Below are 15407 nucleotides of genomic sequence, written 5' to 3'. Positions count from 1 at the left end.
CGCTGCGTGTCAGGCTTTGCGACCGGTCACGACGACGTTGTAGAAGAACTGCGGCGGGACGATCTTGCGCATCACCTTCTCGTCGAGCCAGGTGAGACGCTTCCACCCGCCGAACGCAAACCGCGCCCACCCCCAGCCGAGCTTCTCGGGGGGTACCGCGGCCTCGAAGGTGCGCACCGGCCACCCCAGCATGGCGGCGGTGAACTCCTCGGTCGCGGTGTCCACAGCGGTGGCGCCGGCCGATCGGGCGATGTCCGCGAGCTCGCGGGGATCGAAGGTGTGGATGTCCACCACGGCCTCGAGCGCCGCGGCACGGGAGGACTCGTCGAGCTCGGCCTGGGGGCGACGCCAGCTCCGCAGCGGCGACCACCTGGTCACCGTCGTCGTGAGAGCCCACGTGCCGCGGGAGAGCCAGCGGGCGTAGAAGTCGCCGATGGTCGACGGCTCCCCGGCGAACACGAATCGACCGCCCGGCTTCAGCACGCGCAGGACCTCACGGAGCGCCTGCTCGACGTCCGGGATGTGGTGCAGCACAGCGTGTCCGACGACGAGGTCGAAGGTGTTGTCGTCGTAGGGGATCGTCTCGGCGTCGGCGACACGACCGTCGACGTCGAGCCCGAGGTTCTCCGCGTTGCGCAGAGCGACCTTCACCATCCCCGGCGACAGGTCGGTGACCGACCCCGACGAGGCCACCCCGGACTGCATGAGGTTGAGCAGGAAGAAGCCGGTGCCGCAACCGAGTTCGAGCGCCCGCCCGTAGGGCAGGTCGTCCCCGGCCGCGACGGCGTCGAAGCGTCCCCGCGCGTAGTCGATGCATCGTTCGTCGTAGGAGATGGACCACTTCTCGTCGTAGGTCTCGGCCTCCCAGTCGTGATAGAGCACCTGGGCGAGCTTGGTGTCGGCGAGGGCGGCGTCGACCTCCGCGGCGGTGGCGCGGGGATTCGGCGCAGGGTCGGACGGCGCTGAGGTCACGGACGTCTCCTTCGAGCGGTGGGGGTGGTCGCTACTTGCCGAGGAACTCGGCCTTGCCGGGGCCGTTCTCCACGAACGACTTCATGCCGATGGCCCGGTCCTCGGTGGCGAACAGTGCGGCGAAGTGCGCGGCCTCGATCTTCAGCCCGGTCGCGAGATCGGTGTCGAGACCCTGGTCGATGGACGCCTTCGCCGCGGCGAGCGCGACCGACGCGGCCTTGCTGAACTGCGAGGCCCACCGCAACGCCGCCGCGTACACCTCGTCGGGGGCGACGACCTCGTCGACGAGACCGATCGACAGTGCTTCCTCCGCACCGACGAACCGGCCGGTGAACACCATGTCCTTCGCCCGCGACGGGCCGATGAGGCGGGCGAGACGCTGGGTGCCGCCACCACCGGGGATCACACCGAGCAGCACCTCGGGGACACCGAGCTTCGCGTTGTCGCCGGCGATCCGCCGGTCGGCACCGAGCACGACCTCGAGGCCACCGCCGAGTGCGTAGCCGGTGATCGCCGCGACGGTCGGCTTCGGGATGGACGCGATCGCGCCGAGACCCGCCTGCAGCGAGCCCGCCACCTTGCTCATCTCGGCGAACGTCATCGCGTTCATCTCTTTGATGTCGGCACCGGCGGCGAGCACCTTCGGACCGCCGTAGACGACCACCGCCTTGACCGCGTCGTCCTCCGAGGCCTCCCGTGCGGCGGCGACCAGTTCGTCCTGCACCTGACGGTTCAGCGCGTTCATCGGCGGGCGATCCAGACGGATGGTGGCGACACCGGGATGGTCGTCGCTGTGCTCGAGACGCACGAATTCAGGCATGGTGCGCAGGTTACCGCCTCACCCGGGACGTGACGCGTGCCACCATCGATCACCATGACCACCGCCGACGTGCACCCGGACCTCCGCCGCATCAGCCGTCTCCTCCCGCACTCCCCCGTCCGGGCCTCGACGTTGCCGCTGGTCCGGGTGGGCATCCGCCTCGCCCGCCCCGGCGCGAGGGGCGTCCCGACCCTCAACGTCGGCGACGGGGTGTCGGTGCGCCTGCACACACCCGCCGCACCCCGTGGTGACGGCAGCGCGATGCTGTGGATCCACGGCGGTGGATACGTGATGGGCAGCCCCGCCCAGGACGACGCCCTGTGCGCCGCCTTCGCCGATCGCGTCGGTGTCACCGTGGCCGCGGTGTCCTACCGGTTCGCGCCCGAGCACCCGTATCCCGCGGCGCTCGACGACTGCCACACCGCCCTGCGGTGGTTGCGGGCCCGCCCCCAGACCGACCCGGCGAAGACGGTCGTCGCCGGGGCGAGTGCCGGTGGTGGCCTCGCCGCGGCGCTGTCGCTGCGCATCCGCGACGCCGACGAGGTCGCCCCGGCGCTGCAGTTGCTCACGTACCCGATGCTGGACGACCGCACCCGCACGGCGTCGTCGCCCGCCCGTGCGCACCGCATGTGGGGCGCGGCGAGCAACGCGTACGCATGGAACGCCTACCTGGGCACAGCCGACCCGGCCGACGCCGTCCCCGCCCGCCACGACGACCTGTCGGGGGTGGCCCCAGCCTGGATCGGCGTCGGGTCGACCGATCTCTTCTACGACGAGGACCTCGCGTACGCGCAGCGGCTCCGCGACGCCGGCGTCGCCTGCGACGTCGAGGTGATCCCGGGTGCGTTCCACGGGTTCGACTCCGTCGCGCCCCGGACACCGGTCGCCCGCGCGTTCCTCGCGACGCGCGCGCGGGCCGTGGAACGAGCGCTCGACGGGCGGTGATGCCCTAGGGTCGAACGGCATGGCGACGGAGTCCGCGGGCGAGCCGGTCGAGCTCACCGTCGGTGACCGCACACTGCGGCTGTCGAGCCCCCAGCGGGTGTACTTCCCGGCCCGCGGCGAGACCAAGCTGGACCTCGCGATATACTACATCTCCGTCGGCGACGGCATCGTGCGATCCCTGCGTGACCGGCCCTGCATGCTGCACCGCTTCCCGAAGGGTGTCGCCGGACAGAAGGTCCACCAGAAGCGCATCCCCGCCGGTGCCCCCGACTGGCTCGAGACCGTCCGCATCTTCTTCCCGCGCTACAGCCGCACCGCCGACGAGGTGTGCGTCACCGAGCTGGCGAGCGTGATCTGGGCCGTGCAGATGTCGACCGTGGAGTTCCACCCGTGGAACTCCCGACGCGACGACACCGAACGACCCGACGAGTGGCGCATCGACCTCGACCCCATGCCCGACTGCCCGTTCGACCGTGTTCGGCGCGTGGCGCGGATCGCGCACGAGGTGCTCGACGAACTCGGCATCCGCGGCTTCCCGAAGACCTCCGGCGGCTCCGGGCTGCACATCTATGTGCGGATCGAACCGCGGTGGGGGTTCGCCGACGTCCGTCGCGCCGCGCTCGCCTTCGCCCGCGAGGTCGAACGACGGTCCGCCGGGGAGGCCACCACGACGTGGTGGCGCAAGGACCGCGAGCCCGACGTCGTCTTCGTCGACTACAACCAGAACGCCCGCGACCACACCATCGCCGCGGCGTACTCGGTGCGCGGCAACCCCGAGGGCACCGTGTCGACGCCGTTCGCGTGGGACGAACTCGACGACATCGTGCCCGCGGAGATGACGATCGCCACGGTCCCGGAGCGGTTCGCCCGCCTCGGCGACCTGCACGCCGAGATCGACGACGTCGCCCACCGCATCGACGACCTGCTGGCCTGGGCCGACCGCGACGGCCTCGAGGTCACCGAGGACTGACCGCCCGGCCCCCACGACCGACCCGACGAGTTCCGGCCCGACGAGTTCCGACACGACCCGAGGGAGACGATGACCGACCGAGACGCTGCCATCACCGTGACGCCGCAGGTGGGTCGTCGCGCCTTCCTGGCCGGACTGGGCGGGCTGACCGCCGCGGCACTCCTGGCCGCCTGCGGTGACGACAGCCCGCGCCGACCGGCTCTCACACCCGACCTGTCCGGTCTCGACAACAGCGTCACCGCCGAGTCCGATCTCTACCGCCACGTGAACGGCGGATGGTTGTCGAGCTATCAGATCCCCGCGGACAAGGCGGGGTACAGCACGTTCGACGAGCTCGACGACAACGCGCAGAAGCAACTACGGCAGATCATCGAGGGCATCGGCGACGACGCGACCGGCGAGGACGCCAAGATCCGCGACCTGTACCGCTCCTTCATGGACACCGGCCGCATCGACGCCGCGGGCGTCTCGCCCGTGGCGGGGCTGCTCGCCGCGATCGACCGCGCCCCGGACAAGAACACGCTCACCCGGGGACTCGCGGCACTCTCCACCGCCGGTGCCACCGGCATCGTCGACCTCTACATCGCGCCCGACCAGGCCGACTCCACCCGCTACGTCGCCAACATCGTGCAGTCCGGGATAGGCCTGCCCGACGAGTCGTACTACCGGGAGGCGTCGTACGCCGAGGACCGCGCGAAGTACGTCGAGCACCTGACGACCCTCGCCCGGCTCGCCGGGCTGACCGACCCGCAGGGGCGCGCGCAGCGGGCCATGTCCGTCGAGACCGCCGTGGCCGCAGGGCATCTGACCACCGTCGAGAACCGTGACGCCAAGAAGACCTACAACCCGCGGACATGGGCGGAGTTCACCGCCGCGGCGCCCGGCATCGACTGGGCGGCATGGCGCTCCGGGCTCGGGCTCGGTGACACGGCACTGTCGAGGGTGGTGGTGGCGGGTCCGAAGTCGGTCGCCACCGCTGCGACCGTGTGGGCGCAGACACCCATCGACACACTGCGCGACTACATGCGGCTGACGGTGCTGCGCAGCTACTCCCGGTACCTGTCCACGCCGTTCCGGTCGGCGAACTTCGACTTCTTCTCCCGCACGCTGAACGGTGTCGAGAAGGAACCCGAACGCTGGAAGTCGGGTGTGGCACTGGTCGACTCGCTGCTCGGCGAGGCACTGGGGAAGAAGTACGTCGCGAAGCACTTCGCCGGCTCGGCCAAGGACGACGCGCGCGAGCTCGTCGCCACCATCGTCGAGGCCTACCGACGCAGCTTCGCCTCCATCACCTGGTTCAGCGACGCCACCCGCAAGGAGGCGAACACCAAGCTCGACAAGCTCACCGTCAAGATCGGCTACCCCGACACCTGGCGCGACTACTCCGCACTGCAGATCAGCCGCGACGACCTCGTCGAATCGGTCCGCAACGGCCAGATGTTCGCCACCCGACGGCAGTTCGCGAAACTGGGGACGAAGGTCGACAAGACCGAGTGGCAGATGACACCGCAGACCGTCAACGCCTACTACGACCCGACGTTCAACGAGATCGTCTTCCCCGCCGCCATCCTGCAGTACCCGTTCTTCTCCCCCGACGCCGAGCCGCAGGTCAACTACGGCGGCATCGGCGCGGTGATCGGTCACGAGATCGGGCACGGATTCGACGACCAGGGCTCCCAGTACGACGCCGACGGCAACCTGCGCGACTGGTGGACGGCGTCGGACCGCGCCGAGTTCACGAAGCGCTCGAACGCGTTGATCGCGCAGTACGACACCCTCGTCCCGAAGGGGTTGCCCGCCGACAAGCAGGTCAACGGTGCACTCACCGTCGGGGAGAACCTCGCCGATCTCGGCGGACTGTCGATCGCCCTGTCGGCCTACCGGATAGCTGCGGAGAAGGCGAAGAGCGAGCCGAGCGCCCGCGACGTGTTCCTGTCCTGGGCACGGATCTGGCGGGGCAAGTACCGTCCTGCCGCCGCCGAGGAGCGCCTCGCCACCGACCCGCACTCGCCGCCGGAGTTCCGCTGCAATCAGGTGGTGCGCAACATCTCTGCGTTCTACGAGACGTTCGGGGTCGGCCCGTCGGACCCGATGTGGCTCGCACCGGACAAGCGCGTCACCATCTGGTGACCGGTCACCCGCCGGTGTAGCGGTCCGACCCGTCGAACTCGATCCGCAGGGCGGATCCGTCGGAGATGAGCACCGGTGTCACCGGTTCGATCCGGCGCGTCGCGGCCATCGCGTCGGCGACGGTGTCGAAACCGGCGAGATGGTCCAACTGTGTCCACGTGGGCGGCAGCAGGAACACGTCGCCCGCCCGCCACGAGGCCATGATGTCGGACACGCGATGCCACCCCGCTGAGGCCGCCTCGCTGGTCTGGTCGTCGGCCGCCTGGCCGGTCGGCAGCTGCGCCAGGAAGAACCGTGTGTCGTAGCGACGACGCTCCCCGAGCGGGGTGATCCACCGCGCGAGCGGCGCGAGCAGGTCGGCCCGGAGCACGAGGCCCGACTGCCCCAGGAACGCCGACAGCGACAGCGCCTTGGACTCCAGGGCACGACGCTCGGCCTCGTGGATCCCGGGGTCGGCGACGACGTCGTCGGACGACGACCCGGCGAGGAGCACCCCGCACTCCTCGAACGTCTCGCGGACGGCCGCGCGCACCAGGGACGAGGCGAGGACGACGTCACCGTCGTCGGGTGATCGCGTCGCGTCGAACTGCTCTGCCCACCAGCGCGGTTCGGGTCCGACCCAGTCGCCGGTGTCTGCACCGGCCTCGGCGTCCCGGGGATCCACACCACCACCGGGGAAGACGGTCATCCCGCCGGCGAAGGCCATGGCGGCGGCCCGGCGGATGAGGAACACCTCGATCCCGGCGTCCTGCTGCCCGTCACGGATCAGGGCGACGGTGGCGGCGTCCCGGACCGGCACGGAGTCGGGATCGTCGACGGGACGGAACGATTCGGGGAGTTGCCCGCGTTCGGCGTCGCTCACGGGCGGGCGCGCCGGTGTGAGCCGGCGCGACGCGCACGGCGCGCGAACCAGCGTCCGTCGACGTGCTCCAGCGCGATGTTCTGGTGGAACGTGGCCGTCAGGTTCTCCTCGGTCATCACGTCGTCGATCAGACCCTGCGTGACGACGGCGCCCTCCGACAGCAGCAGGGCATGCGTGAACCCCTCGGGGATCTCCTCGACGTGGTGGGTGATCACCACGGTCGCCGGAGCGTCGGGGTCGGCCGCGAGCAGGGCCAGACGCGCCACGAGTTCCTCTCGCCCACCGAGGTCGAGGCCGGCGGCGGGCTCGTCGAGCAGGAGGAGTTCCGGGTCGGTCATGAGGGCCCGCGCGATCATGACGCGCTTGCGCTCTCCCTCGGACAGCGTGCCGAAGGTGCGGTCGGCGAGATGCTCGGCACCCATCGATTCCAACGTCTCGACCGCCTGAGCCCGGTCGACCTCCTCGTAGGCCTCCCGCCATCGACCCAGCACCGAGTACCCGGCCGAGATGACGAGGTCGGTCACCACCTCGTCGTCGGGGACACGCGCCGCGAGCATCGACGACGCGACACCGATCCGCGTGGAGAGGTCACGGACGTCGGTCTGTCCCAGTCGGGAACCGAGGAGCACGGCGGTGCCCGACGTCGGGTGCGTCTCGGCGGCCGCGATCCGCAGCAGCGAGGTCTTCCCGGCGCCGTTGGGGCCGATGACCACCCAGCGTTCGTCCAGTTCCACCTGCCAGGTGACCGGTCCCACCAGGGTCGTGCCCCCGCGGACCAGGGTGACGTCGCGGAGGTCGATCAACAGATCGGGGTCGATGTCGGTCACGTCCCCATCGTGCCCCACCGAGGTCGTCCGTCGGTGGAAGGGGCGGCGTCGGTGGCGCCGGGGTCGAGCAGGGCGAAGTCGTCGAAGTCGAAGCCCGGCACCACGACGCAGCTCACCAGCCCGCCGCCGTCCGGATGTCCGTCGAGGGGTCGTGCGCGCTGCCACTGCCCCGGTGCGACGACGTACTGGGGGTGCTGCCCCGCGGCGAGGTCCGGGCCGAGCACCACGCTGGTCTCGTCACCGGGCGAGTCACCGACCCCACCGAGGGTGAGGACCACGGGCGACCCGCGGTGGTGCAGCCAGATCTCGGACCCCACCACGGTGTGCCAGGCCGACTCCGCGCCCGTCGGGAGCAGGAACAGGATCGCCGTGCCCGCAGGGCGGTCGCCGCTGTGCGCCCCCGGCAGGACGGTCCGGGGCAGCGTCACCTCCGACCGCCACGTCTCGCGATACCACCCGCCCTCTGGGTGCGGTGCGAGGTCCAGGCCGTCCGCCCAGTCGGGAAGTCCTGCGGTCATCGTCCGTCCTCCCGTCCAGGGGTGTCGGTCTCACGACGCCGCTCCGCGATGACCGTCACCGATCCAGGGGCGACCTCGGTGAACCCGGCGTCGCGCACGGCGACGGTGTCGCTCCCGTCGCGCGCAAGCAGGTCCGCCCACTGCTCCTCGCTCGGCTCCGCGACCGCCAGCGGGCACCCATCCTCCCACCAGCGGCGCGCGTCGGACACGTCGAACAGGCGGGCGGCGAGCATCGAGCCGTGGCCGACCTGGGCCGCCAGCTTGCCCAGCGTCATGTCGAGGCCAGGGTTGACCCACAGGACGACCGGGGCCTCCCCCACCACGCCGGGCGGTTCCAGCGGCCCTTCCAGTTCGGTCCCGCCGATCTGCAGGCGGTCGATGCGCCTGTCGACGTCACCGACCGGACCGGGGACGATCGCGCGGGCGAAACCGTCGCCCTCGGCCACGGTGACGCCGGGGACGTCCTGGGCCGCGGTCCAGTGCGCCCCGCGGGCGCGGCGACTGATCTTGCGGATCCGCGCACCGCACCAGGCAGCGACCGCGTCGCCCCAGGGTCCGTCGGCGTCGGCCTGCTCGTCGAGACACAGCAGCACCGCGGCCCGGGCGGCCGCGACCAGCGTGGCCTGGCGTCCGGGCGGGTCGCGCTTCTCGATGCGGACGACGATCGGCATGGCCAGGACCAGAGCGGGGTCGTCGGAATCCGGCGCGTCACCGAGACGATCGGTGAGCAACCCGAACCGCTCGTCGAATCCCACCGCCGACGTCTCAGCCCAGCGGGACGCGGCGCGACATGCCGTCGACGGCGTCGGCCGCCTCGATCTCGTCGCGGGTCACCCCGAGGATGAACAGGACGGCGTCGAGGAACGGATGCGACAGGGCCGCGTCGGCGACCTCCTGCAGTGCGGGCTTGGCGTTGAACGCGATCCCCAGACCGGCCGCGGTGAGCATGTCGATGTCGTTGGCGCCGTCCCCGACCGCCACGGTCTGCTCCAGCGGCACCCCGACCTGATCGGCGAACGCGCGGAGTGCGACCGCCTTGCCGGCTCGGTCGACCACCTCGCCGAGGACCCGGCCGGTCAGCTTCCCGCCGACGATCTCCAGGGTGTTGGCGCGGACGAAGTCGAGCTCGAGGTCGTGGGCGATCGGATCGATGACCTCGCGGAACCCGCCGCTCACGACACCGCAGTGGTAGCCGAGTCGGTGCAGTGTGCGGATGGTCGTGCGGGCGCCGGGCGTCAGCTCGATCGACGACGCGACCTCTTCGAGCACGGACGCGTCCAGGCCTGCGAGAGCGGCGACCCGCTGGTGCAGCGACTCGGAGAAGTCGAGCTCGCCCCGCATCGCCGCCTCGGTCACCGCGGCGACCTCGGCCTCACGGCCAGCGCGGGCGGCGAGCATCTCGATGACCTCGCCCTGGATGAGCGTGGAGTCGACGTCGAAGACGATAAGCCGTTTGGCGCGGCGCGCCAGACCACCGCGTTCGACGGCCACGTCGATGCCGTAGCGCGTCGCGACCCCGGCGAGTCCCTTGCGCAACGCGGCATCTGCGGCGACGTCGTCGCGGTCGACGCTGATCATCAGCTCGAGACCGGTCAACGGGTAGTCGGCGATACCGCGGATGGAGTCGATGTTGCCGCCCTGGCCGGCCAGCTCGGTGGCGAGCGCACGGAATGCCCGCGCCGTGACCGGACTGCCCAGGATCACCACCGCATGCGACGACACAGTACGACCACCGTCGGACGCGGCCCCGACATCGACGGACACGTCCATGTCGATGGAGCTCATCGCCTGTTCGACGGTCTCCTGCAGCGTCTCCGGGTCCCCGAAGCACTCGACGAGCACGCCGAGCGTGAGCCGCGACCGGATGACGACCTGCTCGACGTCGAGCAGGCTCACGTCCTGCCGGGCCAGAGCACCCAGCAGGACCGACGTGACACCCGGGCGGTCGGGACCGGTGACGGTCACCAGCACCGTGGTGCCGGTTCCCCCCGAGGTCACGTCAGTGCGGATCGGCGTCCGTCGACGACTCGTGCGAGCCGACGGTCACCGGATCGCGCTTGGCCTGCTCCATGTGCTTGCTCGCCTGGCCGACGTGCGCCTCGGCGTGCATCCGCTCGATCATGTGCGGATAGTGCAGCTCGAACGCGGGACGCTCGGACCGGATGCGCGGCAGCTCGGTGAAGTTGTGGCGCGGCGGCGGGCAGCTGGTCGCCCACTCGAGCGAGTTGCCGAAGCCCCACGGATCGTCGACCGTGACGACCTCGCCGTAGCGGTAGCTCTTGAAGACGTTCCAGAGGAACGGCAGCGTCGACAGGCCGAGGATGAACGCACCGACCGTCGAGATGACGTTCAGCGTGGTGAAGCCGTCCGACGGGAGGTAGTCGGCGTAGCGACGCGGCATGCCCTCGTTGCCCAGCCAGTGCTGCACCAGGAACGTGGTGTGGAAGCCGATGAACGTCAGCCAGAAGTGGACCTTGCCCAGCTTCTCGTCCATCATGCGGCCGGTCATCTTCGGGAACCAGAAGTAGATGCCCGCGTAGGTGGCGAACACGATGGTGCCGAAGAGGACGTAGTGGAAGTGCGCCACGACGAAGTAGCTGTCCGACAGGTGGAAGTCCAGCGGCGGGCTGGCGAGCAGCACACCGGTGAGGCCGCCGAAGAGGAACGTGACGAGGAAGCCGACCGAGAAGAGCATCGGTGTCTCGAACGTCAGATGCCCCTTCCACATCGTGCCTATCCAGTTGAAGAACTTGACGCCTGTCGGCACCGCGATCACGAACGTCATGAAGGCGAAGAACGGCAGCAACACCGCGCCGGTGGCGTACATGTGGTGCGCCCACACGGCCACCGACAGGGCGGCGATCGCGAGCGTGGCGTAGATCAGCGTCGAGTACCCGAAGATCGGCTTGCGCGAGAACACCGGGAAGATCTCCGACACGATGCCGAAGAACGGCAGCGCGATGATGTAGACCTCGGGGTGTCCGAAGAACCAGAAGAGGTGCTGCCACAGGATGACGCCGCCGTTGGCGGGGTCGTACAGGTGGGCGCCGAACTGCCTGTCCACCTCGAGACCCATCAGCGCAGCGGTGAGCAGCGGGAAGGCCAGCAGGATCAGGACGCTGGTCACCAGGATGTTCCAGGTGAAGATCGGCATGCGGAACATCGTCATGCCGGGCGCCCGCAGGCAGACCACGGTGGTGACCATGTTGACCGCGCCGAGGATGGTGCCCAGACCACCGACCGCGAGGCCCATGATCCACAGGTCGGCGCCGGCGCCGGGCGAGTGGATCGCGTCGGTCAGCGGGGTGTACGCGGTCCATCCGAAGTCGGCAGCGCCACCGGGGGTGATGAAGCCGGCCAGCACGATGAGGCCACCGAAGAGGAACAGCCAGTAGCTGAACGCGTTGAGGCGCGGGAACGCGACGTCGGGGGCGCCGATCTGCAGCGGCAGCACCACGTTCGCGAAACCGATGACGATCGGGGTCGCGTACAGCAGCAGCATGATCGTGCCGTGCATGGTGAACAGCTGGTTGTACTGCTCGTTCGACAGGAACTGCATGCCCGGCTGCGCCAGCTCTCCGCGGATCAGCAGGGCCATCAGGCCGCCGATCAGGAAGAACGCGAAGCACGTGACCAAGTACATGATGCCGAGCACCTTGTGATCGGTCGTGGTGATCATCTTGTAGATGAACGACCCCTTCGCGCCGGTGCGCTCGGGATAGGGGCGAACCGGGGCGACCTGCGTGGGCTGGTCTAGGGCGGTCACTGATCCTCCTGCCTGCACAACCGGGTGACCGGATGTGGCGACGATGAACGCGGGTGATCGGGCAGACCGACACCGCGAACGCTGACACGATCGTAAACCCTCTCCGCCCCGTGAGCCGAGCCGGTCCTACAACTTGTCGTAGTGGGCGGGTCGGCGTCGCCGGGAGAGCTGCGCCGGGTCGCCCGACGCAGGCTCGGCGGGGCCGACGACGCGCCCTCACAGCGCTTTCCGGCCGAGGTCGCGGTGCTAGGTTGATGCCCGATCGCGCCCGGCGTGCCGGTGGACGCGCGACGGGTGATCGGAGGACGGCGGTGACGACGGTGCGCGGAGGAATCCGGGTGATGACCCTGGCCGCGGCGCTCTCGGTGATCGTCGGCGGCGTCACCGCATGCAGCGAGGCGGACACCGGCTCACCGCCCGGCCCCGGATCGGTCACCACGACCACGACCGCCATCGGCGGCGCCGACCTCGTCACCCCCGAGCGCTACTTCGACCGCGCATGCGGGACGGAGTCGAGCCCCGACCCCGGGAAGTCCGACGTCGCGCGCATCGCCGTGGCCGACCCCGCACTCCTCGACGCCGTCTGCGCACTGGGCATCCAGTCGAAGGTCGTGGCGGTCGCGGCCGATCGCGGGACCATCCCCCGCTATCTCGGGCCGACGGTCACCTCGCTGCCCACCATCGGCGCACGACCTGACGCCGCAGCTGCGGCGGGCGCGCGCGCCGAGGTCGTCCTCGGCAGCTCGCAGGCACAGACCGCTCCGTATGGGGGCCGTTCCGTCGTGATCTCCGAGTCCGCGACGTGGCAGGACCAGTTCCGACAGGTCGCCGATGCGCTCGGCCGGGGCGAGGAGGGCGAGAAGCGGCTCGCGACGTTCGCCGACCAGGCACGACGTGTCGGGGCGCGGGTGGACGCATCACACAGCCAGATCGGCCTGGTGCGCTTCGGCGCGGACAGCGAGCAGATCGCGGGCACGGCGTCGTTCGCGGGGTCGATCCTGGCCGCGATGGGCGCCCAGCGGCCGCAGTCGCAGCGCGGTGCCGGCCCCGTGACGGTTACCGACAAGAACTTCGACGACGCCGACGCCGACCTCGTCTATGTGAGCTTCACGTCGCAGAAGGGGCAGGAGCACGGGACGTCGGTGCTCCGCAGCGACCGATGGCTCGACCTCGGTGCCGCCGGCGGCAAGCGCGTCTTCGTCGTCGACGACGACATCTGGTACGGCCGACGCGGCCTCGCCGCGGCACCCGTCGTCCTCGACGACATCCAACGCTCCATCAACGGCTACTCGAGCTGATTCGCTCCGCTTCTAGGTTCCCGCTCCACCTGCAGGGTTCCCGCTCCACGTGCAGGGTTCCCGCTCCACTTGTGGAAGGACGCTCCGCCTGCAGGCGGAGCGTCCTCAGGAAAGTGGAGCGTCCGGCCCGGCGGACAGGGCGGGGCGAAGTCGGCGCACCGCCGCTGATCGTCGACCGGCGATCGTAAAACCCCGGATGGGCGCAACCCTGAGCTGCGCGGCATGCACTGATGACCATGGGTGCATGACCGTCACCGATGACCTGCTGAAGAACAACGCCGACTACGCCGCCGGGTTCTCCGGACCCCTCCCCCTGCCGCCGAGCAAGCACCTCGCGGTGGTCGCCTGCATGGACGCCCGCCTCGACGTCTACCGCATCCTGGGCCTGAACGAGGGCGAGGCGCACGTGATCCGCAACGCCGGCGGCGTCGTCACCGACGACGAGATCCGGTCGCTCGCGATCAGCCAGCGCCTGCTCGGGACCACCGAGATCATCCTCATCCACCACACCGACTGCGGGATGCTGACCTTCACCGACGACGAGTTCAAGCGCGGCATCCAGGACGAGATCGGCGTGAAGCCCGCGTGGTCGGCCGAGGCGTTCCCGGACCTCGACGAGGACGTGAAGCAGTCGCTCGCCCGGATCGAGAACAGCCCGTTCATCACGAAGACCACCTCGCTGCGCGGATTCGTCTTCGACGTCGCCACGGGACAGCTGAACGAGGTCACCCCCTGATCCGACGCACGGCGGCGGCGATCGGCGCCGCCGCGATCGTTGCCTGGTTCGGCGTCGCCTCGGCGAACGCGGACACCCCGTCCCCGGATCGCGCCCAGCCACCGAACGGGATCGGCGTCACCGGTCCTGTCGTCACGCCGTCGTGGTCTCCGGTACAGGTCCCGGATCCGGTCGTGGCGACGACCGGCCCCGCGACGACCGTGACCGCACACCCGTATCTCTCGCGGTGGGTCCACGACCTGGTCGTCGCGCCACCCGGTACCGCCATGGAGCTCCGTGGCGCGGTGCGCGCCGATCTGTCCGGTGTGGGTGGCCCCGTCCTGAACCTGTTCGGCCACTGCGTGTTCGACGACGCCCACGGGACCGCAGCACAGTCGGAGACATCCGCTCGTCCGTCCCCGATACGGATCGACACCCCCGCTGTCGGCCTCGTGGTCGAGCCCGTTCTGCACCGCTGACACCGCGCACCGACGACGAACCGCCCCGGGCGTGTGGCTCGGGGCGGTTCGTCGTCGTGAGGGGTGTCCAGCAACCCCCGCCTAGAAGTCCCAGTCGTCGTCTTCGGTGTTGACGGCCTTGCCGATGACGTACGAGCTGCCCGACCCGGAGAAGAAGTCGTGGTTCTCGTCGGCGTTGGGTGACAGCGCCGAGAGGATCGCGGGGTTCACGTCGGTCTCGTCCCGCGGGAACATCGCCTCGTACCCCAGGTTCATCAGGGCCTTGTTCGCGTTGTAGCGCAGGAACTTCTTGACGTCCTCGGTGAGACCGACCTCGTCGTAGAGGGTCTCGGTGTAGTCGGTCTCGTTGTCGTACAGCTCGAACAGCAGCTCGAAGGTGTAGTCCTTGAGCTCCTGGCGACGCTCGGGGGTCTGCACCTCCAGGGCGCGCTGGTACTTGTAGCCGATGTAGTACCCGTGCACGGCCTCGTCGCGGATGATCAGGCGGATGAGGTCGGCCGTGTTGGTGAGCTTCGCGCGGCTCGACCAGTACATCGGCAGGTAGAAGCCCGAGTAGAAGAGGAACGACTCGAGCAGCGTCGAGGCGACCTTGCGCTTGAGCGGGTCGTCGCCACGGTAGTAGTCCATGACGATGTTGGCCTTGCGCTGGACGTTCTCGTTCTCCTCCGACCAGCGGAAGGCCTCGTCGATGTCCTTGGTGGAGCACAGGGTCGAGAAGATGGAGCTGTAGCTCTTGGCGTGCACCGACTCCATGAACGCGATGTTGGTGAGCACCGCCTCCTCGTGCGGGGTCGACGCGTCCGGGATCAGCGACACCGCACCGACCGTGCCCTGGATGGTGTCGAGCAGCGTCAGGCCGGTGAACACCCGCATGGTGAGCTGCTTCTCGACCTCGGTCAGCGTGTTCCACGACGGGATGTCGTTGGAGACGGGCACCTTCTCGGGCAACCAGAAGTTGCCGGTCAGCCGGTCCCAGACCTCGGCGTCCTTTTCGTCGGGGACGCGGTTCCAGTTGATCGCCGAGACGCGGCTGACCAGCTTGATGGGCGCGCCGTCGGCCGGCGAATGGCTCTGGGTGGACGTCATCGTGCGCTCCTGCTGATCG

Annotated in this window: 16 protein-coding genes; 6 read left to right on the top strand and 10 right to left on the bottom strand. The window is 69.8% G+C overall.

Annotation, left to right across the window (positions count from 1 at the left end; all coding sequences use genetic code 11):
* Nucleotides 1-9: 9 nt before the first annotated feature.
* Entirely contained in the window at nucleotides 10-972 is a 963-nt protein-coding gene (locus tag LX14_RS13850) for a class I SAM-dependent methyltransferase (protein WP_253647743.1), read from the bottom strand.
* A 31-nt stretch (nucleotides 973-1003) separates the two neighbouring features.
* Nucleotides 1004-1792 (bottom strand): enoyl-CoA hydratase/isomerase family protein, encoded by a 789-nt coding sequence (locus LX14_RS13845; RefSeq protein WP_253647742.1) that lies wholly within the window; start codon nucleotides 1790-1792, stop codon nucleotides 1004-1006.
* Nucleotides 1793-1846: 54 nt separating this feature from the next.
* On the opposite strand from LX14_RS13845, the gene LX14_RS13840 reads away from it, so the two are divergent.
* The 3 genes from LX14_RS13840 to LX14_RS13830 all read left to right on the top strand — a co-directional run bounded on the left by LX14_RS13840 (nucleotide 1847) and on the right by LX14_RS13830 (nucleotide 5837).
* Nucleotides 1847-2737, top strand: coding sequence for an alpha/beta hydrolase (locus LX14_RS13840; protein ID WP_253647741.1), 891 nt, complete (start codon nucleotides 1847-1849; stop codon nucleotides 2735-2737).
* A 19-nt stretch (nucleotides 2738-2756) separates the two neighbouring features.
* Nucleotides 2757-3707: a non-homologous end-joining DNA ligase gene (gene ligD, locus LX14_RS13835; protein WP_253647740.1), complete on the top strand. Its 951-nt coding sequence runs from the start codon at nucleotides 2757-2759 to the stop codon at nucleotides 3705-3707.
* 69 nt (nucleotides 3708-3776) lie between these two features.
* Nucleotides 3777-5837 (top strand): M13 family metallopeptidase, encoded by a 2061-nt coding sequence (locus LX14_RS13830; RefSeq protein WP_253647739.1) that lies wholly within the window; start codon nucleotides 3777-3779, stop codon nucleotides 5835-5837.
* 4 nt (nucleotides 5838-5841) lie between these two features.
* Here LX14_RS13830 and LX14_RS13825 read toward each other — a convergent pair whose 3' ends face one another.
* Genes LX14_RS13825 through ctaD form a run of 6 tightly spaced genes read right to left on the bottom strand, consistent with a single transcriptional unit; the run spans nucleotide 5842 to nucleotide 11810 of the window.
* A complete protein-coding gene (locus tag LX14_RS13825; protein WP_372505343.1) occupies nucleotides 5842-6699 on the bottom strand; it encodes an NUDIX hydrolase in 858 nt (285 codons plus the stop codon).
* Nucleotides 6696-7526: an ABC transporter ATP-binding protein gene (locus LX14_RS13820; protein WP_253647738.1), complete on the bottom strand. Its 831-nt coding sequence runs from the start codon at nucleotides 7524-7526 to the stop codon at nucleotides 6696-6698. The genes LX14_RS13825 and LX14_RS13820 overlap by 4 nt, the downstream gene beginning before the upstream one ends.
* Nucleotides 7523-8044, bottom strand: a complete 522-nt coding sequence (locus tag LX14_RS13815; protein WP_253647737.1) for a cupin domain-containing protein — start codon at nucleotides 8042-8044, stop codon at nucleotides 7523-7525. The genes LX14_RS13820 and LX14_RS13815 overlap by 4 nt, the downstream gene beginning before the upstream one ends.
* Nucleotides 8041-8799 (bottom strand): aminoacyl-tRNA hydrolase, encoded by a 759-nt coding sequence (locus tag LX14_RS13810; RefSeq protein WP_253647736.1) that lies wholly within the window; start codon nucleotides 8797-8799, stop codon nucleotides 8041-8043. Before LX14_RS13810 ends, LX14_RS13815 begins: the two co-directional genes overlap by 4 nt.
* Nucleotides 8800-8809: 10 nt before the next feature.
* Entirely contained in the window at nucleotides 8810-10042 is a 1233-nt protein-coding gene (gene serB, locus LX14_RS13805; RefSeq protein WP_253647735.1) for a phosphoserine phosphatase SerB, read from the bottom strand.
* Nucleotide 10043: 1 nt separating this feature from the next.
* Nucleotides 10044-11810: an aa3-type cytochrome oxidase subunit I gene (gene ctaD / locus LX14_RS13800; protein ID WP_253647734.1), complete on the bottom strand. Its 1767-nt coding sequence runs from the start codon at nucleotides 11808-11810 to the stop codon at nucleotides 10044-10046.
* A 254-nt stretch (nucleotides 11811-12064) separates the two neighbouring features.
* Here ctaD and LX14_RS13795 point away from each other — a divergent pair, with 254 nt between their 5' ends.
* Nucleotides 12065-13108, top strand: a complete 1044-nt coding sequence (locus tag LX14_RS13795) for an ABC transporter substrate-binding protein (protein WP_253647733.1) — start codon at nucleotides 12065-12067, stop codon at nucleotides 13106-13108.
* Nucleotides 13109-13352: 244 nt separating this feature from the next.
* Complete coding sequence (locus LX14_RS13790) at nucleotides 13353-13844, top strand: beta-class carbonic anhydrase (protein WP_253647732.1); 492 nt, start codon at nucleotides 13353-13355, stop codon at nucleotides 13842-13844.
* Here the strand turns inward: LX14_RS13790 and LX14_RS13785 are convergent.
* Complete coding sequence (locus LX14_RS13785) at nucleotides 13834-13980, bottom strand: hypothetical protein (RefSeq protein WP_253647731.1); 147 nt, start codon at nucleotides 13978-13980, stop codon at nucleotides 13834-13836. The two genes, LX14_RS13790 and LX14_RS13785, sit on opposite strands and share 11 nt — an antisense overlap.
* A 37-nt stretch (nucleotides 13981-14017) precedes the next feature.
* On the opposite strand from LX14_RS13785, the gene LX14_RS13780 reads away from it, so the two are divergent.
* The gene (locus LX14_RS13780; RefSeq protein WP_253647730.1) at nucleotides 14018-14302 is read left to right on the top strand and encodes a hypothetical protein; all 285 of its coding nucleotides are present in this window, start codon (nucleotides 14018-14020) and stop codon (nucleotides 14300-14302) included.
* A gap of 81 nt (nucleotides 14303-14383) precedes the next feature.
* On the opposite strand, the gene nrdF is transcribed toward LX14_RS13780, so the two are convergent.
* Nucleotides 14384-15388, bottom strand: a complete 1005-nt coding sequence (gene nrdF, locus LX14_RS13775; protein ID WP_253647729.1) for a class 1b ribonucleoside-diphosphate reductase subunit beta — start codon at nucleotides 15386-15388, stop codon at nucleotides 14384-14386.
* Nucleotides 15389-15407 lie beyond the last annotated feature (19 nt).

The sequence above is a fragment of the Williamsia deligens genome (assembly GCF_024171765.1).
GTDB lineage: Bacteria > Actinomycetota > Actinomycetes > Mycobacteriales > Mycobacteriaceae > Williamsia_A > Williamsia_A deligens.
The sequence above is the reverse complement of the archived record's forward strand: the minus strand, read 5'-3'. Positions and strand labels throughout refer to the sequence as shown.

What these genes read in the sequence shown, in the direction of transcription:
- nrdF (WP_253647729.1), bottom strand. Translation starts at nt 15,388, where the DNA reads ATGACGTCCACCCAGAGCCATTCGCCGGCCGACGGCGCGCCCATCAAG.
- LX14_RS13815 (WP_253647737.1), bottom strand. Translation starts at nt 8,044, where the DNA reads ATGACCGCAGGACTTCCCGACTGGGCGGACGGCCTGGACCTCGCACCG.
- LX14_RS13830 (WP_253647739.1), top strand. Translation starts at nt 3,777, where the DNA reads ATGACCGACCGAGACGCTGCCATCACCGTGACGCCGCAGGTGGGTCGT.
- LX14_RS13840 (WP_253647741.1), top strand. Translation starts at nt 1,847, where the DNA reads ATGACCACCGCCGACGTGCACCCGGACCTCCGCCGCATCAGCCGTCTC.
- LX14_RS13790 (WP_253647732.1), top strand. Translation starts at nt 13,353, where the DNA reads ATGACCGTCACCGATGACCTGCTGAAGAACAACGCCGACTACGCCGCC.
- ligD (WP_253647740.1), top strand. Translation starts at nt 2,757, where the DNA reads ATGGCGACGGAGTCCGCGGGCGAGCCGGTCGAGCTCACCGTCGGTGAC.
- LX14_RS13845 (WP_253647742.1), bottom strand. Translation starts at nt 1,792, where the DNA reads ATGCCTGAATTCGTGCGTCTCGAGCACAGCGACGACCATCCCGGTGTC.
- LX14_RS13795 (WP_253647733.1), top strand. Translation starts at nt 12,065, where the DNA reads ATGCCCGATCGCGCCCGGCGTGCCGGTGGACGCGCGACGGGTGATCGG.